This window comes from Streptomyces sp. CNP082 (assembly GCF_059570535.1).
The window spans coordinates 1-23,862 of the sequence record NZ_JCANSZ010000072.1 but is presented as its reverse complement, the minus strand read 5'-3'; the positions used below and the strand labels follow the sequence as shown (position 1 = coordinate 23,862).

The window sequence follows — 23,862 nt, the reverse complement described above, 5'->3', positions numbered from 1 at the left end:
AGGCGTGACGAGTGAGCAGCTCAGCCCTTGATGGCGCCGGTGAGCATGCCCTTGGCGAAGTGGCGTTGCAGGAAGGGGTAGACGAGCAGGATCGGGATCAGGGCGACCACGACGACCGCCATCTGTACGGCCTGCTGGGGTGGTGGCGCCCCGGCCGTGGAGCCGGCGGCCTCGCTGAGCGACTGGCCCTGCAGGACGTATGTGCGCAGGATCATCTGCAGCGGCCACTTGTCCGAGTCATTGAGGTAGAGCAGCGCGTTGAACCAGTTGTTCCAGTAACTGACTGCGTAGAAGAGTCCGATCACCGCAATCACGGCCTTCGACAGCGGCAGCACGATGCGCGCGAGGATGCGCCATTCGCCGGCCCCGTCGATGCGCGCGCTGTCGAGGAGCTCGGACGGGATGTTCGCGAAGAATCCGCGGACGACCACCACGTTGAAGGCGTTCACGGCAGTCGGCAGGATCAGTGCCGCGTAGCTGTCGAGGAGGCCGAGCGACTTCATCAGCAGATAGCTCGGGATGACGCCGGGCGGGAACAGGAAGGTCAGCAGCACGATCGTGAGCAGTGGCCGGTGGGCGAACGAGTCGCGGCGGCTGAGCCCGTAGGCGAGCAGGACCGTGGCGACAGTGCTGACCACAGTGCCGATCACCGTGACGCCGATGCTGACGAACAGGGCGTGCGAGACCACGCCGCCGGACCAGATGGCCCGGTAGGCAGCCAGCGTCGGCTCCTTGGGGATCACGACATAGCCGCCGTTGTCCTGCAGTGCCTGCTCGCTGGTGATGCTGGTGGAGAACACCACCATGAACGGGAACAGCACGATGAGGCTGATCAGCATCAGACTGATGCCCTTGCCGAGCTTCCCGGGCAGTGTCGGCGGCTCCATCCACACCGGCCGGTCGTCGCGTCGGGTCCGCCGCCGGCCGCCTCCACTGCGCCGGAGGCCGGGGATTGTCGCGGTCATTTGCTGTACACCCCCTGCTCTCCGAGTGCATGCGCGGCCCGGTTGGCAGCGAGGATGAGGATCAGTCCGACGACGCCCTTGAACAGACCGGCCGCGGCGGCGACGCCCCAGTCGTTGTTCACCAGGCCGTGGAAGTAGGAGAAGGTGTCGAGCACTTCGGCGGACTCGGCTCCGACGGAGGCGCGCTGCAGCAGGATCGGCTCGAAGCCGACGGAAAGGGCATCGCCGAGCCGCAGGACCAGCAGCAGCACGATGATCGGCCGGATGCCGGGCAGCGTCACGTGCCACAGCCTTCGCCAGCGCCCGGCGCCGTCGGTGACGGCCGACTCGTACAGCTCCGTGTCGATGTTGGCGAGCGCGGCCAGGAAGATGATCGTGCCCCAGCCGGCGTCCTTCCAGATCGCCTCCACGGTGACCAGCAGCTTGAACATGTCAGGGTCCGTCATCACGTCGAAGTTGCCGAGGCCGTGGCTGGAGGCGAAAGAGTTGATCACTCCGGCACCGCCGAGGACCTGCTGGAACAGAGCGATGATGATGACCCACGAGATGAAGTGGGGCAGATAGACGATGCTCTGCACGGCCCGCCGCACCCAGTTGCGCACCACGCTGTGCAGCAGCAGCGCCAGAGCAATGGGGACCGGGAAGAACAGCACGAGCTGCAGGGCGGTAATAGCCAGGGTGTTGGTGAGCGCGTTCCAGAAGTCTTCGTTGGCGAACAGCTCGTTGAAGTTGCCGAACCCTACCCAGGGGCTCTCCCGGAAGCCGACGTAGGGCAGGTAGTCCTGGAAGGCGACCACGTAGCCGAGCAGCGGCAGATAGTGGAACACCACCAGTAACAGGAGGCCGGGCACCGTCATCAGCAGCAGCGAGCGGTCCCGTTTGAGACGCCACAGCCGGCCCTGCCCGCCCGCGCTGCGGGGGTTCGAGGTGCGCGCCCGTCGCGGCTTGGCCTTCTTGGTGCGGGTGTCGGGCTCGGCCGCGGTCACCATGTCTGCTCCCGGTGCCAGCGGGCGGTCTGCTCGTGGTCCCACGCGCCGTCGGCCACCGCGATCCGGTATTCGCGGGTGAAGCTGTCCCCCGGCTCCAAGCGGAATGTCTCGTAGTAGGCCCACGACGGGTTGACCGCGGCGAACTCGGCCGAGCGGACGAACCAGTGGGCCGCGTGACCGGCATTGGCCGGCCCGTGGCTGAAGATCAGCGTCGAGCTGCGGTCCACGCCGTCGTGGTCACCGGTGAAGGCGAGCCAGGGGGCGGGCTTGCCCCGGAAGTCCGCGGGGTCGACTTCGCCGCCGGGCGCGGTGACCCGGCCACCGGTGAAGGCCCGCGGTCCGCGCCACCACAGCCCCGCGTAGCCGGAGCCGGGCAGTCCGCGGGTGGCAGGGCTGCCGAAGTCGAGCGGCTCGGCGGTCTCGTTGCGTATCTCGGAGCGCCAGTCGAGCAGCCACACGCCGGCGGCACGATCCACCCCGTGTATGACCAGCCGTCGCTGCTCGGCGGCTAGGAGCATGCCCTGCGCCGTCGTCCAGCGCAGGGTGTGGCTGATGGTGACGCGGTCGCCGGCGTCGTCGATGGCGACCGGTCCGTCGGGGTGCATGGCGCCGACGTTGTCCAGCCGGGTGTAGCCGGTGCCGGCGACGAAGGTGTTGCCGCCCCACAGGTTGTGCCCGGAGATGTCGGTGGCGGTGAGCTGCAGCCCCTTGTGCCAGCGGTGGTCGTGCGGGCGGTAGTCGGTAACGGTGTCGCCGGCGAGCGTGCGCAGGGGGTGCAGGTACGGCTTCGGGGATTCGAACAGGTTTGGATCGGGGGCGTAGACGTAGCGGGCCAACTCCACCTCTCCGGCCCGGACGGCGACCTCCTGGCCGATCGCGTGCACGGCGAGCAGCGGGGCCTTCTTCTTTTCAGCGGGCATCGGGCACCTCCGAGGCTTCGGCCGGCACGGTGCCGGACAGATGGTGGTAATAGGGGTCGTCGGGTCCGACCGCGCCGCGCTTGACCGTCTCGCCGGTGGCGGCCGCACGGTGCATCGCCGTGATCAGCTCCAGCGCGGCGCGGCCGGAGGCGCCGCTGGTCGCCGGCCGGCGACCGGCACGCAGGTCGGCCAGCACCTCCCGTAGCTGCGGCAGATGTCCGCTGGCTTCGTCCGGCAGCGGATTGGCCCACTGCGCGACCGCTTCTGCGGGCACTTCGCGTGAGGGGGTGTAGACCCAGTCGGCATTGCGGTGCCGGTACAGGTGGGTGAGCTCCAGGGTCGCCAGCTCGGTGTCGATGCGTATGTGGCTCACCTCGCGCGGCGACACGGCGCTGTTCACCACCGTGGCCAGAGCCCCGGAGTCGAAGCGCACCACCGCCGTGTGCACATCGCCGGTCCCGATGGCGTGGCGGGCTGAGGCGCTGAAAGCCCGCACTTCCCGCCACGGTCCGAGCAGGTCGACGAGCAGGTCGATCTGGTGAATGCCCAGCGCCATCACCGGCCCGCCGTCCCCGGAGAAGGAACCGCGCCACCGGGGAGTGAAGTACTGCGCGTCCCGGTACCAGGTCGTCTGGCAGTGTGCGGCCAACGGCCGTCCCAGCGCGCCGGCTTCCAGGAGGCTGCGCGCATGCCGGGCGCCGGACCCGTACCGCTGCTGGAAGACGATCGGCGCGTACGGGCCGCCGGGGCGCTCCGCCGCCGCGATCGCGTCGTACTCGGCAAGCGACAGCGCGGGGGGCTTCTCGCACCACACCCAGGCGCCGGCTCGCAAGGCCGCGATCGCGTCACCGGTGTGCGCGGCCGGCGGGGTGCACAGCACAACGAGGTCGGGCTGCTCGGCCGCCAGCATCGCCGCGCAGGTGGCGTAGCGGCCGTGGATTCCCCAGCGTTCCGCGACGCGGTGCAGGCGTCGGGAGTCGATGTCGACGGCGGCCACGACCCGTACCAGTGGGGCAAGTTGCTTCAGGGCGGGCAGGTGGGCGCCGTCGGCGATCTGCCCCGTGCCCACGATGGCGGCCCGTACGGGCGGCCGATCGGCGGGCGGACGTGTGCTTGACATGCACTCTCCTTGTGGCCGTGCGCTCACGTGACCTGGCGGCCGTGTGCAGATCTTTCGAAAACTGCAACGACTGTGCACTATCTGGATGTTGCACCCACAAGCTGCCTTGGATTATGGCTTGAACAAAGGTCCGTAACAAGAGGCTGACACGAAGGAAACACCCAGAGTCGGTAAGCGCTTGCACCCGCTGTTCCGGGGCATGAGGAAACCGCAGCAGGCGTGCGACTTGGGGAGTCGTACGCCTGCTGCGGCCTGCGGCAGAGAGGTGTCAGACCTCGGTCATGCCAACGGTCACAGTTCTCAGCACCGTCGGCGTGACAGCGGTGAGGCGCACCTCGTGCCGGCCCGCGGGAACGGGCCCGCTGCCGCCTCCGGCGGCGGGGGCCTCCGCGTGATCGATCCGCACGGTGACCCGGCCTGTGCTCTCCGCGCCGATCTGCAACGCTGCGGGCCGGTCGGTGTTGACCTCGTAGGCGACCCAGTCGCCGGGGGCGAGCTCGACGACGAGCTGCCCCTGGGCGCCGCGGGTGAAGTCGACCTCCTTCGGGCTGCCGTCGCGGCGGCGGATGGTGACGTGGTCGTCCGGCCGGAAGTACGGCAGCGGCCGATTCCGGGCGGTCTCGTACGACACTCCCTTGCCGCGAAAGGTGAAGCCGGTCGCCGGAAGTCGCAGTGGAGCGCGCCGCAGGACGGCGTTCACCACCTCGGTCCGGTAGCGGCAGCGGTCGAAGGCGACGCGCTCCAGCAGGCCGGTCAGCGTCTGCCAGGCCCGTTCCGCCGGCGGCGGCGGACCATTGCCCGCCGCCCAGGCGAGGATCGCATCCCAGCCGGGCGGCCGGTCCGCCGAGCAGGGGGACGTCGTCGTGTCCAGTTTCTTCCACGGCCAGAAGTTCCAGGAGATGCCGCAGTCGTCGTAGAGCTGGAAGGCCGTCTGCAGCCAGTCGAGGTCGTTCTCGCCGCCCTCGCCCATGTAGACGGGCAGTCCGAGGCGCTCACCGGTCTCCAGGTAGGGGCGGATGCCCGGCAAGTCGGGGGGCGACCAGTACTTGTGGAACTGCAGCATCGAATTGGGGTCCCAGATCCCCGTGAAGATGTCCCAGTTCGTCGCCCAGTGGGTGCCCTCGTATACGATCAGATGGCACGGGTCGACGGCGCGGATGGCGGCGGTCAGGTCCTGGTGCAGCCGGCTGAGCCGGTCCGCGTAGCGGTGCTGGTAGGCGTCGGGCAGCGGCTCGTTGAGCAGGTCGTAGCCGCAGACGGTGGGCTCCTCGGCGTACCGCCGGGCCAGCAGCGTCCACACCCGAAACGTCAGCTCCCGGTAGCGCGGCAGCTCGAAGAGCTCGGGACGGCGGCGCGGGGAGTCGTCGATGTTCGTGCCGGTCTGGCCGCCGGGGGCGCCGTGCAGGTCGAGCAGCACCCACAGCCCGTACGCCCGGCACCAGTCGATCAGCCGGTCGATCAGCGCGAACCCGTCTGCCAGCGGCTCGCCGTCCTCGTCCATGACGATCCGCCAGTTGATCGGCAGCCGGACGTGGTTGAACCCCTCGGCCGCGATCCGCTCTATATCCTCCTCGGCTATGAAACGGTCGCGGAATCCGGTCCAGAAGCAGTCGGCCCGCTCGTCACCGACCAGCCCGCGGATCAGCGCCTCGATCTCCCGCGGGGAACCCGCCTGCTCCGGGAAGCGCCACATGTACCCCTCAGGCAGCAGCCAGTTTCCCAGCCCCACCCCACGCAGCGTCAGCGGCCCGCCGTCGCCGTCACGCAGCACGCCGTCCGCGGCATGTACGAATCCGGCCGGGTGAGCCGGTCCGGCGGTCCGGCTCATGAGCCGGCCCCGGCGGGCACCCCGTGCTCGATGACCTTCTCGAGCGGCAGCAGCGCCGCACCCAGCGCGACCGCGTCCCCGCGCAGCGCGCAGGCCTCCAGTGCGACGTGCTCGGCGTGCCGGGGCAGGGCGTGTTCCCGGACGACGCCGGCGAGGGCATCCGCACGGGCCAGATGCAGAGCCAGCCCTGCTCGGCCCCCGATGATGACCTTCTCCGGGTTGACGAGGTTGACGAGGTTCGCCAGCCCGATGCCGAGATACTCCACCGTCTCGTCGAGTACCGCGGCAGCCGCGGCGTCACCTCCGCCGACGCGGTCGAACAGCCTGGCCAGCGCCGCGTCGTGGCTCCCGCCGACGTCGCCGCCGCGCTCCTGCCACCGGGCGAGGACGGCCGCGCTGCCGACGTATGCCTCAAGGCAGCCGCGGCCGCCGCACGAGCACGTGGGACCGCCGAGCGAAATCTTCGCGTGCCCCCACTCCCCCGCCCCGCCGCTCAGCCCCTCCAGCAGCCGCCCCCCGCTGATCAGACCCGCACCGACTCCCCGGCCCACCAACGCGACCACCCCGTGGTCCACGCCTCGTGCAGCACCGAACCACTGCTCTGCCTTGGCCAGGGTCTTCGCTCCATTGGCCGCGTACACAGGCATGTCGTCCACCCCGCAGAACTCGGGCACGTCCTGCGGTGGCCAGCCCAGACTCTGCGCGAACAACCGCACCCGTCCGTCGCGATCCGATTCGACGAGGCCGGGCACCCCAAGCCCCATCCCGATGATCGCGCCGGCCAGATCCGCGTGCTGCTCCCGCACTTCCCTTACGGCGCTGGACAGCGTGTGCGAGACCTCCCCGGGGCTGCCGATTGCCGCCGCGATGTCGTGGACGATCCGGTCGATCCGCCGCAGCGAGAGGTCGAACAGCTCGACCATGACGCCGTGTTCCCCCACTCCGGCGCCGATCATGTACGCACCCTCGGCGCGCACCGTGAGGCGGGCGCTGGGCCGCCCGCCGTCCGACGGCACCGAGCCGACCTCCTGCACCAACCCCTCGCTGATGAGCCCAGCCACGACGTTCGCAATCGTCGCGGTGGACAGCCCGCACCCCGAAGCGATCTCCGACCGTGTGGTCGTCTTCGCCAGCACGATGTAGCGCAGCACCTTCGCCCGATTGTGCTGACGCAGATCCCTGACCGTTGAGCCCGCCGCCATCTCACTCCTCCCACCTCATAGCGTGTGGCATATTCTAAGGGGCAAATAAAGTCGTAGCAGAGCCAGACCCTTGCCCCCAAGGCCTGGAAGTTCACACATTCGCGCTGGTAGCGAGTGCTCGTCCTGGCTGGTGTAAGTGACAGGTCCTGCTTTGTGGACGAATCCCTGGCCGGCGCAGCGGTCGAGTTGTCGGTGCAGGGTGCCCAGGGTGACGTCGCCGAGGTGGTGGGCGAGGTTGCGCGGGTGCCGGTGACGGTCGGGCGTGCGTGCGTGCGTCCGAGGGGCGAGTTGACCACTGCACCCACGCCCTCACCCAGGAACATCGTGCCGTTGAAGTGATCGATGCCTCTCCACGCCAGACCCAACTTGCTTCGGTCTGACGTGCCGGAACCGCGACTCGACTCCACCTGATCCGCTGGTTCAGGGAGCCATGCTCAGGACTTGTGGATCAGCTCTCCCGGGAGGACGCACGAGGGGCGTACCTTCCCGAGTGAGTGATCAGCAAGTCACCGAGTAGGCCCGCGTTGCTGCGCGGGTCGGGAAGGCACGCCCGTGCTCAGCGCAGTCACCGACGACGGCACCACCGAGGCCGGCTTCCTGATGGACGACATCGTCCGCGAGGGCGCAAGGCGGATGCTCGCCGCCGCCCTGGAGGCCGAGGTCAACCAGTATATAGCCGAGTTGCCTGGTCAGCGCGACGAGGCCGGGCGTCGCCTGGTGGTGCGAAACGGCCACCACCGTGAGCGGACCGTGGCCACCGCCGCGGGCCCGGTCGAGATACGGGCTCCGCAGGTGAACGACAAGCGCGTCGACGCCGCCACCGGTGAACGCAAGCGGTTCTCGTCGAAGATCCTGGCGCCCTGGTGCCGGAAGTCCCCGAAGGTCAGCGAGGTGCTGCCGCTGCTGTATCTGCACGGCCTGTCGTCGGGGGACTTCGTGCCGGCGATGGAGCAGTTCCTTGGCTCGGCGGCCGGGCTCTCGGCGGCCACGAGGCTGACCAAGCAGTGGAGCGACGACCACGCCGCCTTCCAGGCCGGGATCTGTCGGAGTCCGACTACGTGTACGTGTGGGCCGACGGCGTGCACCCCAAGGTCCGCCCCGGTCAGGCGCTTTCCTTGTTCCTGGTGCTGATGGGGGTGCGGCTGGATGGCACCAAGGAGCTGATTGCGCTGGCTGAGGGACTGCGGGAGTCGACCGAGTCGTGGGCGGATCTGCTGCGGGATTGCCGCCGGCGCAGCATGCGCGATCCGGAGCTGGCCGTCGGGGACGGCGCGATGGGCCTGTGGCGGGCCCTGGCGGAGGTGTTTCCGCAGGCCAGGCAGCAAAGGTGCTGGGTTCACAAGACCAGCCCCACGCCGGAACCCCGGGGTGCGATTCGCGAAACGCTCGGCCGACGCGGGCGTACACGCCGCCCGCCCGCCCTGCCCCGCCGTTCTGCGCTCTCCAGCCGATATCCAGCCAGCGTGCCAAGAACGACCGATGACAACAGGTGACGAGCCGTCAGGCCATCCAGCCAAAATCCAGCCACGGTACGCGAGCGGGTGTGACCCGAATTCGGGTCACACCCGTCTGACCTGGTGGTTTGCTAATTCGCCGGGTTCGCGGTATCGCGGGGCCTAAACATTGAAGCGGAACACCGGGTACACAGTTTCGACCTGCGGAAACGCCGGAGCGTCGGACTGGATCCAGCCAGAATCCAGCCACCGGAACCGGGCGAAGGCTGCCAGCAGTAAGAACGCCTCATGTCTGGGCGCAACCCAGCGCACATCCAGCAGTGGGCGCAAGCAGGGCGTTCGCCGTCAGTGCCCTTGGGCTCAGCGAATCAGATCGCTGAGCAGGTCGTCGATGACGCTTTCCTCCTCCACACCGATCCCGACTTCGTGGAGAGCGGCGCTCAGTCCGGGGTCCCAGGGGGCGGACGCGGGCGTGCCCCGCAGCGGGCGCGCGAGCGGCATTGTGGCCGCCGCCGCCCGGTAATCCGCCGCGGTGTAGCGCCAGGGGCGCCACGGAACGCGGCGCAGCAGGCCCCCCGCGATGCGCAGGCCGCCCCAGTCGAAGTCGCCGTGATAAAGCAGCCGTGCTCCGGCCGTGTGCAGGAGCCGCAGCAGGGTGAGCGCGGCGGCCGAGGGCTGGCCCTGGAGGCAGACCAGAGGGGCGCAGTCGGCGCCGTACGCATCGGCCGCGGCGGCGACGACCGCGGGGTTCTCGCATACGTACACCGTGGGGGCGGTCGCCGGCGGGCGGGGCGCGCCGTGGGCGAGTTGGCGCAGGGTCAGCACCGCCGGCTCGCCCGCGTCGGCGAGCACGTCGAGTGCCGCGGTGCCGCGTACGCCCAGCGCCAGCACGGTGGCGGACAGGGCGTCCTTCAGCAGGCCCGCCGAGGCCCAGGCCGCCCGGCGCCACTCGGCGCCCTCGCCGTCGGGGAAGCCGGTCAGGGCCCGGACGCCGGAGCGGACCAGGGTGGCGAGCGGGGTGCCGTCGTCGAGGGCGTGGGCGTCGCCGAGCGTCTGGGCAGCGAACTCGGGCAGCGGGCGGGCCGGCTCGGCGGGGAGCGCGACGAGCGCCGAGACGGTCGCGGCGAGCAGAGGGCGGGCCGCATCGGGGGTGCGGGCGAGGCGGCGTACGAGGCCGTCCCGGCGGATGTCATCGGCCCAGCCCGCCAGGTCCGCGGGCAGGGCGGCGAGTGGTGCGTACGCCTCCTCCCATGCCCGCGCTTCCCGATCGCGGGCCTCTGCGAGCGGCGGCACGGGTCCGGTCAGGGCGGTCACGGCGGCGGCCAGGCCTGCGGGGCTGACCCGGGAGCGGCGCAGCACCGCGTCGACCTCGTCCAGCCGTACGCTCAGTGAGCGGCCTGGGCGTGGGGCGCGGCCCAGCAGGCGTTCGGCGGCTCCGCGCTGTGCGGCCGTGGCGGAGGCGAGCGTCACCGTGCCGGTCAGGGGCTCATCACGGGCCATCCGGCGGCGGGCGCGCTCCACCAGCCAGCCGAGGCCGGGATCGCCGAGCAGGCGGGCGAGGCGGTCGGCGTCGATACGCGCCGCGTTGCCGGGGGCCGGCTCGGCTCCGGCGGGCGGCAGGTCGCCGCTCACGTCCACAAGGGCTCCGTACCGGACTCCTTCGCGGCACCGTCCCGCGGCACGGGGATGCCACCCTGCGACGCCGCCGTGCGCTCCGGCTCCGCTCCCTGGTCCAGGGTCACCCCGTCCCACTCCCAACGCGTGACCAGCACCGCCGCGATCTCGTCCACCCGCGACAACTGCGCGATGGCGATCCCCGGCACCTGCGGGTAGCAGGCCCACTCCCGCTCGCTCGTCATCACCACGTCGAGATCGAAGGCGTGCAGCAGGCCGAGGCACTTGGCACGGGAGTCGTCGTCGACACCCGCAAACGCCTCGTCCAGGGCGACCAGCCGCGGGGCGTCCGGTGCGGCGGTGGCATAGTGGGAAGAGGCCGCCGCGAACAGCGGCACGCTCATGGCCAGCACCCGCTCGCCCCCGGAGGCGGGTCCGGTGGCCGGCACCCACCGGCCCTGCTGGTGGCGTTCCACGCCGAACTCGTGCCAGGAGCGGTAGTCCAGTGCCGTGGTGAGCACCTCCAGCCAACTGCCCTTCCCGCCGCCCTCCCCTTCGTCGGTCTGCTGCCGCGCGATCTGGGCCTGCAGGAACTCCCCGACCGCGGCCCGGTCCTCCGGTGCCCAGGCGTCGGCGGTCTGCCGCAGCCGCGTCCGGGCCGCGTCCAGGCCGGCCGGAGCCTTGCGGGAGGGGCGCCAGTTCAGCCGCAGCCGCATGCCCGTGGAGGTGGGGCGCTGTTCCAGCTCGTCGTTCATGCGCCGCACCTGCAGCTCCGCGGCGGCGATCAGTTCCTGGAGGGTGCCGGCGACCTCGGTGAGCAGGTGGGTCTCCAGGATCTCGCGCTCGTGCGCGGACAGGATGCGCTGCAGTTCGGCGACCTCTGCCGCCAGCGCCTCCGCGAGTTCGGGCACGGCCCGCTCCCGGCCCTGGTAGAGGATGTCGACGGCCATGCCGTCGTCTGTCATCCGCGCGCTGGCGCTGTGGCCGCCGCGGGAGAGGGCGTCCTGGAGCTTCTTGTACTCCTCGCCGAGCCGTTTCTGCACCCGCTCCCAGGCGCCGTCGGAGTCGTCGATGCCGGCTTCGGCCAGCTCCGCCTCCGCGGTGCGGGCGAGCGCGATGGCGGGCTTCGCCGCCCAGCCGCCGGGGTCCTGCGCCGGCACCGCCACGTCCGGAAGCGCCACGGTGAGCAGCCCGGTGGCGGTGAACCGCTGCAGCGCGGCAATCGCCTCGGCGCGGGCGGCGGTGGCCTCCAGGGTGTCCTTCTCCAGTTGCTCGATCCGCCCCTCCGCGCGCCCGGCGCTCTTCTCCGCCGCGGTGTGGTCCGTACGTGCCTGCCGCTGTCCCCGCTCGCACGCGTCCCGTGCGTCCGCGGTCTCCGCCAGCCGCCGCTGCAGCTCGGCGACGGCTGCGCCGACCGTGCCGCGGAGCATGGCGTGACGCTCCTCGGCCGCCGCAGCCGCACGGGCCGACTCCTCGGCGCGTACGGCCAGTTCCGCCACCCGCTCCCCGGCCCGCTCGGTCTCGCCTCGGTCCTCGGCGGCGGCTCGCGCGGCGGCGGCCCGTTCGCGCAGAGCCGGCCACAGCGCCGCCAGCACGGCGGTGTAGTCGGCCAGCGCCTGGCGCACGGCGGTCAGGCCCTGCCGGTCGGCGGGCAGGTCCACAGCCGCAGCCGTCTCCGCCAGTTCGGTGGCGGCCTCCTGCTCTGCGCGGGCGGCTTCGCGGGCCGTCCCGGCGTGCTCGTCGCGGCGGGTACGAGCCCGGTGGGCGGCCTCCGCCGCGGCGGCGGTCTGCGCGTGGGCGTGGCGCAGGTCCGCCTCGTCGGGGACGGCGGCGAGTTCGGCGTCCAGGGCGCGGCGCCGGGCGGCCACCGCGTCCCGCTGCGCCTGAAGTGCCGCCCGTGCCTCCGCGAGTTCGCCGAGTTCGCCGCGCAGTTCGGCGATACGGGTCCGGCGGGCCTCCTCGCGCGCCCCTTCACCCACGTACACGGCGGTGTCCTTGGTCCAGCTGCCGGTCAGCGCACCGACACGAAAGCGGCCGTCCGAAGCCACCCAGGTGTCCCCGTGGCCGGTGCCGGTGCCGCCATCCGGCCCGTCACCCAGGCCGATGGCCCCGAGCAGCCGGACCACAGCCGCCTCGCCCACCGCGGTAGCCCGCGCGTCGCCGTGGTCCACCGCCGGGCGCAGGGCACCGTCGAGCCGCGGGCGCCCGGTGAGCGCGGCACCGGGGGCGAGCAACACATCGTGCCCGTCCGCCGCGAGCGCCGTGCCGTCCGGGCACACCCAGGCGTCCAGCAGCCCCGACGCCTCCAACGCCGCCTCCAGGCCGGCGCGTTCCTCCGCACTGACATGCTCGCGGAAGTCGACAAGACGCCACAGCGGCGCGCCCGGCGCCTCCTCGCGCAGCCCGGGGGTACGGGTATGGGGTGCCGGCGGCCCGACCTGGCCCCCCGCTTCGAGCCCGGCCAGCTCCCGCTCGGCCACCTCCCGCCGGGTGCCGAGGTCCGCCAGCCGCCGCCCCAGCGCGGCCGACTCGTCGGCCAGCCGCGCGGCGCGTACGCGATGGGTCTGGGCGGCGCGCTCGCGGGCGGGTGACGGGCCGGTCAGATGCGTGGTCCAGTCCGTCAGGGCATCGAGCAGCCCCTCGGAGTCGTCGACGGCCAGCTCGGCGCAGCCCCGGAGATGGTCGCGTACGGCGGCGACGAGCGCCCTTCCCGCCGCGGCGGTCGCCTCCTCGGCCCCGGCGTGCCGCTCGGCGGTGTGCCCGGCCTCCCGCTCGGCCTCGTCCAGGCGGCGGACCGCGGCGCGGCGCTCCGCCGCGGCCTGCTCAGCCTGCGCCGCCAGGTCCCCCACGTGGTCCACGGTGCGCCGCCTGCGGTCCACCGCTTCCTCGGCCGCCCGGCGCAGCTCCGCTTCCGGGACGCCGTCCGTCCGCAGGCCGCCGGTGAGCCGGGCGGTCAGGGCCGTCTCCCGCTCCTGCTCCAGGATCCGCGCAAGCTGGTCCTCCGCCTCCCCGAGCCGGGCGGTGGCATCCGCGAGCCGGCCCAGCGCCCGGGTGTGGTCCTGCGCTGCCTGCTCCCGGTCGGCCTCGGCACGCCGCAGCTCTGCCTCCGTGCGCCGGGCGTCGTCCGCGGCCTGCTCCAGCTCGCGGGCGCTGCGCATCTCCGGGCCCGCCCGCAGCGCCTCCTCCTGCGCCTTCAGCCGTACGGCCGTCTCCTCCAGCTCCGCGATCCGGGCCTCGGCCACCTGCCGGTTCGCCTCCGCCTGCGCCAACTCCTCCCGCGCGGCGCCGAGATCGCGGCCCAGCCGCTCGTAGCGGGCGTGCTCGGTACGCGGCAGCCGTGCGCGGCGGCGGGCCGCGACGCGGGCGTAGCGACGGTAGTGATCGAGGAACGCGAAGGAGGCCCGCTCCGCCTCGGCCGCCTGCCGCAGCTCCTCCTTCTCCTCGTCCAGCGAGCGGAACGCCTCGGCCACGTCCGCGATCACCGCCTGGTCCAGCGGTGGCAGCGCCTCCGTCAACGCCCTGGACAGGGCGGCCTCGCTGGGCCGTTTCGAAAGCTGCGGCTGGCGGAGCTGGATGAGCAGGTCGACGAGGGCGGCGTAGCGCCGTTCGCCGAGCCCGAAGAGCGCCTCGTCGACCGCTCTGCGGTACGCCTTGGCCTGGTCGTAGACCATGCCGCGGCCCGCGACGGCCTCCGTGAGCCGGTCGCGGGACAGCGCGGTGCCGGTGGCGTCGACCAGGCTCAGCTCCGCACCGATCCGCTGGTCGGTGACCGCGTACCAGTGGCGGGCGATACCGCGGCCCGCGACCGCCTTCAGCCCGCACAGCAGGGTGACGAATTGCGGCTGACCAGTGCCGGTGTCGCGTCTGCCGAACTCGATCCAGGTGTAGCCGAGCCGCTCGGGGTGCGGGTGCTCGCCGCCGAGCAGCAGGTTCCACTCCATCCGCTTGCCCGGGTCGGCGTCGGGCTCCACACGGCGCGCGGACAGGTCGCCGTCCAGCAGGAACGGCAGCGTGAGGGCGAGGATCTTGGATTTGCCGGTGCCGTTGTTGCCGCGCAGGAGCAGGCGGCCGTCGCGGAACCAGAACTCCTCGGTGTCGTAGTAGAAGAGGTCGACAAGGCCGATACGCAGCGGACGCCACCGGCCGGGCGCGGGGTGCGGGAGAGCGGTCACTCCTCGGTCGCCTTCCGGGGGTCGGGGATGAGACGTACGACGGGTTCACCCACCGCGTACCGGGCGAGTGCCGGCCGCGGGACGACTCCTTCTGCCGTACGGGCCACCAGGCCCAGCGCGGTGAGCCGGTCCAGGGCCTGGCCGGTCAGCTCCGCCTCGGCGCCGGGCTGCCGGGCGCTCTTGGCCCAGAACCCGGCGTGCTGCCGGGCCAGCTCCCGCACCCTGGCGCAGAGCGCGGCCTCGGTCACGGGCCCGCCCGCCGCGGCCAGGTGCTCGGCGAGCAGCAGCGTGACATGTCCGTACGTGCCCTGCTCGGGCATGCGTACGTCGGTCAGGTCGTAGGTGGCACCGCCCGGGCGCAGGTCGGGGGGAGGGTCCACCATGGCGATGCCTTCGGCCCTCACCTCCGCGACCAGCCCGGTCAGTTCGGTGATACGGGAGGTGAGGAAGGCCCGCTGCCGGGTCAGATACGCCAGCTCCTCGTCGGTCAGCTCGTCGTAGTACAGCACCGGGTCGTCGAGCAGCCGTCGGGTGAGACGGTAGCGGAGGGCGCGGAAGCGCAGCTCATCGCTGTCCAGCTCGGTCTCGGCGGTGATGTCGGCCAGCCGCTCCGCGAAGCCGGCCGCGGTGACGAGCGACGGGCCGCGGCGGGCGGCCAGCAGCCCGGCCAGCACCCGCCGCTCCACGTCGTACAGCACATCGCCAGAACCGGAGACGTAGGCGTCCTCGTCCCCCGCCACCCGGCGCAGCACCCCGAGGCGCAGCAGCAGCCGCACCACGGCCGCGAGGTCGAGGCGCTCGTCGCGCCGCTCCAGGGTGAACTCCAGCCCGGCCGCGGCCAAGTGCTCGTCGGCGGCGTCAAGGACCACCTGCTCCGCGAGCCGGCCGAGCGCGATCTGCGCTTCGCCGCGCTCCAGCGCCGCCAGCGCCAGGCACAGCAGCACGTACCGGCGCCGGGTGAACGGCGCCCGTGACCGGCTCACTTCGCGCGCCGGATGCGTGGGATCCGCCAGGGCGCCGGGGGTGCGCAGCAGCCGCGCGGACTCGGCGTCCACCCGCAGCGGCCAGCCGGTGTTGCGGTCGAACCACTCGCGCAGTTCGGCCGCATGGCGCCGGACCAGCCGGAAGCTGTCCGCCTGCGGGCCGCCGGCGAGCAGCAGCGGCTCCTTCAGTAGCGCGCGAGCTGCCTTCTGCAGCTCGGCGCTGCGGTGGGCGTCCAGGAACTCGCCGAGAGGGCTGCTCATGCACGGACTCCCGTGTCCACGGGCGTGTCCGCGGCCGATCGTGCGGCGCCCCGCAGGGCGGTGATCTCCAGCAGGTGATCCGGCCCGCGGAACACCCCGCCCGGCGTGCGCACTTCCGCCCGCCCACCGTCCCGCAGCGCGGTGAGGCGAATCTCCATCGTGCCGTCGGTGCTGGTCGCCGTGGTGGTCCGGGTATCCGGGCGCCAGGTGGCCAGCGCGTCCCCGAGCAGCCGCAGGAACAGGCCGAACACCACCGGGTCGAGTTCGCCGACCTGCGACAGCCGGATCTCGCCGCCGGTGGCCAGCCGGGCCCGGGCCGCGGCGATCTCGGCCGCCTGCCTGCCCGCGTACTCGGCCAGCCGCCGCCGCTCGGCGGAGCGGTCCCGCACCCGCCGCGGTTTGCCGCGCCGCTCGTAGCTGCCGGTCCGGCGCAGTTGCGGGCTGATCCTGAGCGGCTCCGCCTGGGCCCAGGGCGTGGCGGGCGGCACCGGCTCCGCGGCGCGCGCCGCGAGGGTGTCGGCGTCGACGGTCAGGTGCCGGGCGGGATAGAGACCGAAGGCGGCGCGCCACAGCCGGTGCCGGGCGCCGTCGTCGGGGGCCTCGGCGAACCAGCGGGCCAGGGTGCGGAAGTCCGCGGAGCGGTCGGTGCGTCCGGCCCGCCGCTCGTTGAGCTGCCGTACGACGGCCAGCAGTTGCGGGATCGCGCCGAGCGCCCGGCCGCGCAGCAGCCGGGCCTGCGACTCACGGCCGTCCGCGGAGACGAACCAGGAGGCCAGCCCCGACCACCGGGCGGCCCACCTCTCGTACGCCTGCGCCTGCGCGGTCTCGGCTTCCTCCGGGGCGGCATCGGCCGATTCGCGGGCAGCCGCGAGCCGCAGCAGCGTCTCCACCCGGCCCTGCTGCTTCAGCTCCCCGATCAGCCGGGCGATCCGCCCACCGAGGGCGATGAGATCCTGGATGAACCGCTCCAGATACTGGATCAGCCGGTCCTTGTACGCGAGGAAAGCCTCGACCTCGACGCCGTGCAGGTCGATGGTGCGCTGGAGGGAACCCATGAAGGCCCGCGCGTTCTCCGCCAGCGCCGCGAACCGGTCCGCGAGCGCGGCCAGCGCCAGATGCGCCTTGGCCGCGTCCGGCTCGTCCTCCGCCGCGAGCACCAGCAGCGCCCGAAGCTGGGTGACGATGTCGTGCAGTGCGACGGCCTGCAGCGCGCCGCGCCGCCCCAGCGCCTCGTCGTACGCCGCAATGGCCAGCTCCGCCGCCTCGCCCGCCGGAGTGAGCTGATAGATGAACCGCTTGCGGTAGAAGTCCTCGACCGCGGTCACGCGCGAGGTGTCCGGGTCGGCCCGCAGGTTGCCCCACTGCACGAGGCTGTCCAGCGCCTTGGCCACGGCCTCCACCTCGGCTGGCCGCTCCTCCGGCGGCAGCGCGGCGTGCACGTCCTCCGGCCGCAGGTGCACCGCGAAGCGCTCCTTGGCCGCGGTGAAGACGGCCATCACCTGCCGGTAGCGGGCGGCATGGGGAACCGTAAGGTGAGCGAACGGGCCGCGCCCGGCCTCGTGTCGCGCGGATTCGGGTGTACTCATCGAAGGGCATTCTTCCCGAGCGACCCCGGATCGGTGCAACTTCGAGCAGGCCCTTACCCAACGCAACCGACCCTTACCCAACGCAACCGTCTTCCGGCGCGCATACCGCTCGCTGCCACCGAGGCCGACGCCTTGGACGTCAGCATCGGCCGGACGGCTGACCTGCCCTGCCGCGTCCAAGGAGGTCCGGACGGATTCGACTTGGCAGCGGCCCTGTAACGCCATCGCCACCGGCGTGGAACCGAACGAGCGGATGCAAGCGTGCTATGCGCCGAAGCAACAGCTCGGTTCAGGCCAAGGTGTCAAGCCCCGGGTTTCGTGGAGACTGAGTTAGCTGGTTTTCTGGAGTGACTCGTGGGGTTCGGTCGCGTAGTAGGCGACCTCGTGCTCGGCGGGGGTGATGTGGCCGAGTTCGCCGTGCAGGCGTCGCTGGTTGAACCAGTCGATGTACTCGGCGACGGCGACCTCAACGTCGTTGATGGACGCCCAGGGCCCCTTGTTGCGTATCAGCTCGGCCTTGAACAGGCTGTTGAACGCCTCGGCGAGGGCGTTGTCGTAGGAGTCGCCCTTGGAGCCGACCGAGGCCACGGCGGCTTCCTGTTCGAGGCGTTCGGTGTAGCGGATCGCCCGGTATTGGACGCCGCGGTCCGAGTGGTGCGTGAGGCCGGCCAGGTCGGCTCCGGTGTGCCGGCGTCTCCATATGGCCATCTCCAGGGCGTCCAGGGCGAGGTCGGTGTAGAGGCTGGTAGCGACCTGCCAGCCGACGACCATGCGGGAGAAGACGTCGATGACGAAGGCGGCGTAGACCCAGCCGGAGAAGGTTGTGATGTAGGTGATGTCGGCAACCCGCAGCTGGTTGGGGGCGGTGGCGGTGAACTGCCGCTCGACCAGGTCCGAGGGCCGGTCCGTCTCGGGCGCCGGGCGGGTGGTGCGTGGGCTCTTCGCCCGGATCACGCCGCGCAGGCCCGCGGCGCGCATGAGGCGTTCGACCGTGCAGCGGGCCACCTCGTGCCCCTCACGAAGCAGGGTGGCATGGACCTTGCGAGCGCTGTAGACGCCGTAGTTGTCGGTGTGGATCTGCCGTATCGCCTCGGTGAGGTGCTCGTCGCGCAGGCTGCGGGCCGACGGCGGACGGCTGTGGGCGGCGTAGTAGGTGCTCGGCGCGATCGGCGCGTCCGTCTCGGCGAGGACGTCGCAGATCGGCTGGACGCCGAACGTCTCCTTGTACTGGTCGATGTAGGCGACCTTCATCGCAGTGGACGGTCCAGCTCCGCAGCGAAGAAAGCCGAGGCGGACTTCAGTATCGCGTTCGCCCGCCGCAGTTCCTTCACCTCCCGCTCCAGCTCCGCGATCCGCACCGCGTCTTCGCTCGTGGTCCCTGGCCGTACACCGTTGTCGATCTCGGCGCGCTTGACCCAGCCGCGCAGGGCCTCGGGATGCACATCCAGCTGGTCGGCGATCCGCTTGATCGCCCCGGCCCTGCCAGCCGGGTCCTTGCGGGCCTCGACCGCCAGACGCGTCGCGCGCTCGCGCAGTTCATCGGGGTACTTACGAGGAGCAGCCGTGATCGGCATCCTTCCGGGCTTTGATGATCTCCATCAAACCCGGGGCGGTTCATACACCCAGTTGGCCAACCGCCTGGACAGGACCGGAGACGGCTACGCGCCGTTCATCAAGGCCCGGCTGTCCGCCGTCGACGACGAGTACGGCGGCCAGATCGCAGCCAACTACTCCGCCCCGGCCTGCGACTGGGACGCCCTGCCCACACCCGAGTCCAACACCACCCGCTGCTTCCCCCAGTACATCGGCGGCAGCGACAGCGCCGACCCGGAACGGCAGTGGTTCAACAAGTACGTCGTCACCCTGATGACAGAGCACGACCGAACCGGCGGCGCTTCGGACAAGGCCACGCGCTACGAGTACCTGGGTGGCGCGGCCTGGCACTATGACGATGACGACGGGCTGACGAAGGAGAAGTTCAAGACCTGGTCCCAGTGGCGTGGCTACGGCCAGGTGCGCGTCAAGACGGGCGGGGAGGGCGGCGACGCGGCACTGAAGTCGCAGTCCGACACCTACTTCCTGCGCGGAATGCACGGCGACCGCGAGAGCCCAGCCGGCGGCAGCAAGAGCGTGTCGGTCAGCCTCGGAAGCGGCGAGGGCGACCCGCTCACCGACCACGAGGCGGTCGCCGGATTCGCCTACAAGACGGTCGACTTCTCGGGTCCCGACGGCAAGGTGCTGAGCAAAGCGGTGAATCGTCCCTGGCACCACCAGACGGCGAAGAAGGAGCGCTCCTGGGGCACGGTGACCGCGAACCTCACCGGCACCGCGCACACCAAGACCTGGACCTCCCTGGACAACGGCGCCGGCAACGACTGGCGGGTGACGTCCACCGCCAACACCTACGACACGGTCGCGGGCCGGCTGACCGAGGTGGACGACTTCGCCGACAACTCCACCGCGTCCGACAACCGGTGCACCCGCAGCACGTACTCCACCAACGAGGAGAAGAACATCCTCGCGCTGCCTTCGAGGGTGGAGACGGTCGCCAAGGCATGCGGCGATACCGTCGACCGCACCGAAGACGTCATCACAGATGTCCGCACCGCTTACGACGGTGGCGCCGTCAGCGGAACTCCGTCCGTTCCCAGCAAGGGGGATGCCACCGCGACCGCGGTGCTGAAGTCCCGCACCGCCGACGAGGCCGTCTACCTGGAGTCCACCGCGGCCTACGACGACTACGGGCGCGAGCTGACCAGCACGGACCTCACCGCGAATCTGACCTTCGACACGAGTGGGCAACTCCAGTCGCGCAACACGCGCACCGACGCGCGTACGTCCACTACCGCGTACACGCCGGCTACCGGATTGCCCACGCAGGTCAAGGAGACCACGCCCCCGGCCACCCCGGGCGACGCCGCCACGGCACTGACCTCCACCACCACCTACGACCCGATGCGGGCCCTTCCGCTCACCCAGGCGGACGTGAACGGCAAGACGACCACGTCGGCGTACGACGCTCTGGGCCGTACGACCAAGGTGTGGCTGGCCGACCGGCAAACCGGCCTGACGCCGAGCTACGAGTTCACGTACCAGGTGACCGAGGGGAAGCCGGTCGCCGTCGGCACCAAGACCCTCGGCAACTCGGGCGCGCAGCGCACCTCGTACACCTTCTTCGACGGGCTTCTGCGCGAACGCCAGACTCAGGTGCCCGGCCCTCGCGGGGGCAGGCTTCTGAGCGACGTCTTCTATGACGAGCGGGGCCTTGTCGCCGAGACCTTCGAGCCGTACTACACGGACAAGCTGCCGTCCCCCGAACTCTTCGCCCCGGACGACGCAGTCTCCGTGGAGACCCAGTACCACCACTCCTACGACGGTCTCGGACGCAATGTCCGGACCGAGCAGGTGGCGGGCAGTGGAGCCGGCCCCACTGAGCTTCTTCGGCCTGGCCACCGATCGGGTGAGGGTCCGAGCCGCGTAACAGGCGAGGCCCTCGGGCAGTTGATCGAGATATCTGATGTCTCAACCGACCAGCCCGGGGGCCTCGTTGGTCATCTATCCTGCCGCACTCGACCTGCCACATGCGCTCGTGGAGTGGGTCACCATGCTCATCGTCACCCGTGAGGGCGACCGGCGATGCAAGCTGCACCCGTCGCAGCACGCGATGGCGGCGCTGGTGTACCTGCGCGAGCACACCACCCTGGCGAAGATCGCCGCAGGGTTCGGGATCAGCGAGTCCACCGCCCACGCCTACACCACCGCGGTCACCTGCCTGCTCGCCGAGCGGGCACCGGGCCTGCTGAAGACCCTGCGTGCGGCCGATGTGGACTTCGTCCTGCTAGACGGCACCCTCGCCGAGTGCGACCGCGTCGGCGACAGCCGGGCCGACTACTCCCCCAAGCACCGCCGGCACGGCGTGAACGTCCAAGTGGTCACCGATCCGGGCGGCCGGCTGCTGTGGCTCTCACCCGCCCTGCCCGGCCGCACCCACGATCTGACCGCCGCCCGCACCCACCGGATCATCCGCATCTGCGAACGTCAAGGCGTCCCCATCGTGGCTGACCTCGCCTACCAGGGCGGCGGCCCCTGGCTGACCACGGGCATCAAACGCAGGCCCCTGCAGGAACTCACTCCCACCGAGAGAACCCGCAATCGGGCCCTGGCCGCGGCACGGGCACCCGTCGAACGCGGCGTTGCCCGCCTGAAGTCATGGCGGATCTTCCGCAGATCCCGATGCAGCCCCACCCGCATGACGTCAATCGCCAAGGCCGTTCTCACCCTGGAGTTGCAACGCTGAAGAGGCTCAGTGATGATGACCGGGGCATCGTCGGGGTCGTCGTCGAGGCCGACGAAGCCGAGGTCGGCCAGGGCGCCGAGGCCGGCCTCGCGCAGATGCCTGGTGATGTGGTCGTGGCGGGCGGCGGTGATCTCGCTGGCCCGGCCAGGGCGGGCGGAGGAGATCCAGATCAGGTTTCCCTTCTCGTCGGTCAGAGCGAGGAAGAGCAGGCCATGGGCAGGGCTTGATCAAGTTCCTTGAGTGTCCGGGTTGTTGGTGATGCCCAGGATGGCGAGTCCTCGTTCGGGCTCGTGGCGGATGGCGCGGGTGGTCTTGGCGATGTTGTCGGCTCCGAGGATCTTCAGGGTGCCGATGGCGAGGTTGCGGATGGTGGCCATGGCGCGGGGTGCGGTGCCGGCGTGAATGGTCGAGGCGTCCTCAGCGAACGTGATATCTCGGATGTAGTGGGAGGAATTTTCGATTCCCCAGTGCCCGCGAATGGCGGCGGCGAGGTCGGCGGGGCGGGTTTGATGGGCGGCGAGGCTGGTGACCGCGTAGACGTTCTCGCGGGTTTCGGGCCGGCCGGTGGGCTTGCGGCGGCGGTGGACCCGGATGGCGAGATGGGCGTGAGGGAAAGCGATGCCGCCGAGGTTGTCGGCGATGGCGCAGGTCTTGATCGAGCGGGACTCGCGCCGTCCGTGGGCGGTGGCGGAGACGGTGTGCTGGACCTTGATCGACGTCCAGGGCGGGGCGGCGAGCTGGGCGTAGGCAGTGGGCTGGTTGGTCTTGATGACGGCGATGTAGTGGGCCTTCTTCGTCTCGACCAGCCAGTTGATGTTCGCCTTCACCGAGTGGAGGGCATCGAAGGTGACGACGGTGCCGGCCAGGTCGAGCGGCGCCAGCAGGGACTTGAAGTGGCGCACTTCGTTGGTTTTCGCACCGACTTCGACCTGGGCAATCGTGGCGACGCGGTCGTGGGTGACCGCCGAGAGCAGGTGACGGCGCGGCGTATCCAGGAGGGCTGAGCCCTTGAGGGCCTTGCCGTCCACGGCGATGGCCACATCGACCCCCGCAGACTGTCTTGCGCAGGAGCCTACCCTCCTGGCAGAGTCCACGGCCCCCTGTTGATACTGATCTCCGCGCCCCCTACAGGCCCTCGGAGTGCGTGCTCCATTTCCTCATACGATTCAAGATCCGTACCGTGAATCTGAATGTTGATTCCGTTTGGAACATTCGACCTTAGAATCCTCAGAACGATTCCACCCGGACCAAGCTCCTCTGCGGCATCGAGCGCCACGCCTTCATAATCGTGGGTCCACGAGGTGAACTCGCTCTCAGTATTACCTCCCGCGTGGCGCCCAGGGTCAGAATGCCCGCCTCTGGGAACTGCACGCCCCTGAAGGGCTCCCCCCGTCCGCAAGGTGTAGAGCCCTGCCAACGAGCAGGAAAATCTAATGGTTTCCGGCTCAATATCAGGGCTGGGTAATTCTCCTCAATGCCTTTTTCGCCTGAAGTCTTACATTCCCGTCAGGATGCTCACGCAGCTCCCAGATCCGTTCACGGGCACCGACGGCCTTCATCTTTCCCAAGGCTTCGACAGCGAAAGGAAGAACGCTTGGGTCGTCGAGCAATTCAGTCAGCACCTCGGCAACCCGATCGTCTCGAACCTTCGGAAGATCACGGACGATGATCGCACGAGCTTCACCATATTTTCGGTTCCGCGCGAGATCGATTAGTTCATCGGCGAATTTCGGCGACGCCAGTACGCCGATTCCGATACCGATGACGTCACGAATGTGCTCTCGAGGCGGCTTCGAAGTTTCCGGGCGAAGCGGGTCGAAGACTTCCGGTGGATCACGGAACAGTTTCACGAACACCGGCAATGCTTGCTGTCTAGCAAATTTTTCGGAGAGCGTGCGCACGATATCTTCGGCTAGTAGGAGGTAGCGGCTACGGGGGAGCCATTTCAGCAGAATCGGCACCGCATTGGGATAGTTGAATCCGCGCCGATGAAGGTCGCCGACCTCTTCCAGGCCCGGGAATCCCGCCGCCGAAAGATCGGCCAGCACTCCCTTGGCGCTCTCCGCATACAGTTGACGTCTACGGGAAACCAAGGGAATTCTGTCCGTAATCGCCCTCGCCTCCAGGTCGCTCAAGGCGATACGAACGGCTTCATGATGCGTGAGTCCTCCCGCCGACGAGGGCGGGTCCTGATGTTCCGTCATGGAAGATTCCTGATCAGGTTGATACTGCCAGAGTTGACCAGTCCCTGCAGAGCAATGCCACTCATTTAAGCTCCTCGGCATTTCGTCATCCACTTTTCCACAGCGACACTCCCGTGCGTTCTGTGGATAAAGCGGCAGGTCTTTCCTTCTGTTCCTCCTCTGCCTGCCTTCTGCTATCTTCTCGCCATGCTTCAGGGCGATCGTGGCACCGCGCTCGCGGGTGTACGTATGACGGATCGAATCGGTGTAGGGGTCCTGACTCGTATC

General features: G+C 70.5%; 16 protein-coding genes, 1 pseudogene and 1 other annotated feature. Of the genes and pseudogenes, 4 read left to right on the top strand and 13 right to left on the bottom strand.

Annotation, left to right across the window (positions count from 1 at the left end):
• Nucleotides 1-20: 20 nt before the first annotated feature.
• The 6 genes from B124_RS33440 to B124_RS33415 form a co-directional block, all read right to left on the bottom strand.
• Nucleotides 21-965 carry a carbohydrate ABC transporter permease gene (locus B124_RS33440; protein WP_496506776.1) on the bottom strand — a complete coding sequence of 315 codons (945 nt, stop codon included), beginning with the start codon at nucleotides 963-965 and terminating at the stop codon, nucleotides 21-23.
• Nucleotides 962-1,954: an ABC transporter permease gene (locus tag B124_RS33435; RefSeq protein WP_496506775.1), complete on the bottom strand. Its 993-nt coding sequence runs from the start codon at nucleotides 1,952-1,954 to the stop codon at nucleotides 962-964. Before B124_RS33435 ends, B124_RS33440 begins: the two co-directional genes overlap by 4 nt.
• On the bottom strand, nucleotides 1,948-2,874 hold the full coding sequence (locus B124_RS33430; RefSeq protein WP_496506774.1) for a DUF6807 domain-containing protein: 927 nt from the start codon (nucleotides 2,872-2,874) through the stop codon (nucleotides 1,948-1,950). Before B124_RS33430 ends, B124_RS33435 begins: the two co-directional genes overlap by 7 nt.
• Nucleotides 2,864-3,994, bottom strand: a complete 1,131-nt coding sequence (locus tag B124_RS33425) for a Gfo/Idh/MocA family protein (RefSeq protein ID WP_496506773.1) — start codon at nucleotides 3,992-3,994, stop codon at nucleotides 2,864-2,866. Before B124_RS33425 ends, B124_RS33430 begins: the two co-directional genes overlap by 11 nt.
• A gap of 268 nt (nucleotides 3,995-4,262) precedes the next feature.
• Nucleotides 4,263-5,822 (bottom strand): cellulase family glycosylhydrolase, encoded by a 1,560-nt coding sequence (locus B124_RS33420; RefSeq protein ID WP_496506772.1) that lies wholly within the window; start codon nucleotides 5,820-5,822, stop codon nucleotides 4,263-4,265.
• Nucleotides 5,819-7,024, bottom strand: coding sequence for an ROK family protein (locus B124_RS33415; RefSeq protein WP_496506771.1), 1,206 nt, complete (start codon nucleotides 7,022-7,024; stop codon nucleotides 5,819-5,821). The genes B124_RS33420 and B124_RS33415 overlap by 4 nt, the downstream gene beginning before the upstream one ends.
• Before the next feature lie 153 nt (nucleotides 7,025-7,177).
• On the opposite strand from B124_RS33415, the gene B124_RS33410 reads away from it, so the two are divergent.
• Nucleotides 7,178-7,363, top strand: coding sequence for a hypothetical protein (locus tag B124_RS33410; RefSeq protein ID WP_496506770.1), 186 nt, complete (start codon nucleotides 7,178-7,180; stop codon nucleotides 7,361-7,363).
• A gap of 213 nt (nucleotides 7,364-7,576) precedes the next feature.
• A pseudogene (locus B124_RS33405) lies at nucleotides 7,577-8,508 on the top strand (IS256 family transposase); the annotation flags it as partial.
• 330 nt (nucleotides 8,509-8,838) lie between these two features.
• On the opposite strand, the gene B124_RS33400 reads toward B124_RS33405, so the two are convergent.
• The 5 genes from B124_RS33400 to B124_RS33380 form a co-directional block, all read right to left on the bottom strand.
• Complete coding sequence (locus B124_RS33400) at nucleotides 8,839-10,110, bottom strand: TIGR02679 family protein (protein WP_496506769.1); 1,272 nt, start codon at nucleotides 10,108-10,110, stop codon at nucleotides 8,839-8,841.
• The gene (locus B124_RS33395; protein WP_496506768.1) at nucleotides 10,107-14,264 is read right to left on the bottom strand and encodes a TIGR02680 family protein; all 4,158 of its coding nucleotides are present in this window, start codon (nucleotides 14,262-14,264) and stop codon (nucleotides 10,107-10,109) included. Before B124_RS33395 ends, B124_RS33400 begins: the two co-directional genes overlap by 4 nt.
• Nucleotides 14,261-15,508, bottom strand: coding sequence for a TIGR02678 family protein (locus tag B124_RS33390; RefSeq protein WP_496506767.1), 1,248 nt, complete (start codon nucleotides 15,506-15,508; stop codon nucleotides 14,261-14,263). The genes B124_RS33395 and B124_RS33390 overlap by 4 nt, the downstream gene beginning before the upstream one ends.
• Nucleotides 15,505-17,094 carry a TIGR02677 family protein gene (locus tag B124_RS33385; RefSeq protein ID WP_496506766.1) on the bottom strand — a complete coding sequence of 530 codons (1,590 nt, stop codon included), beginning with the start codon at nucleotides 17,092-17,094 and terminating at the stop codon, nucleotides 15,505-15,507. The genes B124_RS33390 and B124_RS33385 overlap by 4 nt, the downstream gene beginning before the upstream one ends.
• Nucleotides 17,095-17,424: 330 nt before the next feature.
• A protein-coding gene (locus tag B124_RS33380) for an IS3 family transposase (RefSeq protein WP_496506765.1) occupies nucleotides 17,425-18,668 on the bottom strand; the annotation gives its coding sequence in 2 pieces (ribosomal slippage) (nucleotides 17,425-18,380 and nucleotides 18,380-18,668; 1,245 coding nt in all).
• Nucleotides 18,253-18,381 (bottom strand) — a sequence feature (AL1L pseudoknot). It overlaps the preceding gene by 129 nt.
• Here B124_RS33380 and B124_RS33375 point away from each other — a divergent pair.
• Both B124_RS33375 and B124_RS33370 read left to right on the top strand, forming a co-directional pair.
• Complete coding sequence (locus B124_RS33375; protein ID WP_496506764.1) at nucleotides 18,658-20,718, top strand: RHS repeat domain-containing protein; 2,061 nt, start codon at nucleotides 18,658-18,660, stop codon at nucleotides 20,716-20,718. The genes B124_RS33380 and B124_RS33375 overlap by 11 nt on opposite strands.
• Nucleotides 20,642-21,391: a transposase gene (locus B124_RS33370; RefSeq protein WP_496506763.1), complete on the top strand. Its 750-nt coding sequence runs from the start codon at nucleotides 20,642-20,644 to the stop codon at nucleotides 21,389-21,391. Before B124_RS33375 ends, B124_RS33370 begins: the two co-directional genes overlap by 77 nt.
• 227 nt (nucleotides 21,392-21,618) lie before the next feature.
• Here B124_RS33370 and B124_RS33365 read toward each other — a convergent pair whose 3' ends face one another.
• Nucleotides 21,619-22,431: an ISAs1 family transposase gene (locus B124_RS33365; protein WP_496506762.1), complete on the bottom strand. Its 813-nt coding sequence runs from the start codon at nucleotides 22,429-22,431 to the stop codon at nucleotides 21,619-21,621.
• Nucleotides 22,432-22,842: 411 nt separating this feature from the next.
• On the bottom strand, nucleotides 22,843-23,862 hold a 1,020-nt coding region (locus B124_RS33360; protein ID WP_496506761.1), incomplete at its 5' end, for a HEAT repeat domain-containing protein.

Coding starts and splice junctions, on each gene's coding strand:
- B124_RS33430 (WP_496506774.1), bottom strand. CDS start 2,874: ATGCCCGCTGAAAAGAAGAAGGCCCCGCTGCTCGCCGTGCACGCGATC.
- B124_RS33435 (WP_496506775.1), bottom strand. CDS start 1,954: ATGGTGACCGCGGCCGAGCCCGACACCCGCACCAAGAAGGCCAAGCCG.
- B124_RS33440 (WP_496506776.1), bottom strand. CDS start 965: ATGACCGCGACAATCCCCGGCCTCCGGCGCAGTGGAGGCGGCCGGCGG.
- B124_RS33425 (WP_496506773.1), bottom strand. CDS start 3,994: ATGTCAAGCACACGTCCGCCCGCCGATCGGCCGCCCGTACGGGCCGCC.
- B124_RS33385 (WP_496506766.1), bottom strand. CDS start 17,094: ATGAGTACACCCGAATCCGCGCGACACGAGGCCGGGCGCGGCCCGTTC.
- B124_RS33390 (WP_496506767.1), bottom strand. CDS start 15,508: ATGAGCAGCCCTCTCGGCGAGTTCCTGGACGCCCACCGCAGCGCCGAG.
- B124_RS33415 (WP_496506771.1), bottom strand. CDS start 7,024: ATGGCGGCGGGCTCAACGGTCAGGGATCTGCGTCAGCACAATCGGGCG.
- B124_RS33420 (WP_496506772.1), bottom strand. CDS start 5,822: ATGAGCCGGACCGCCGGACCGGCTCACCCGGCCGGATTCGTACATGCC.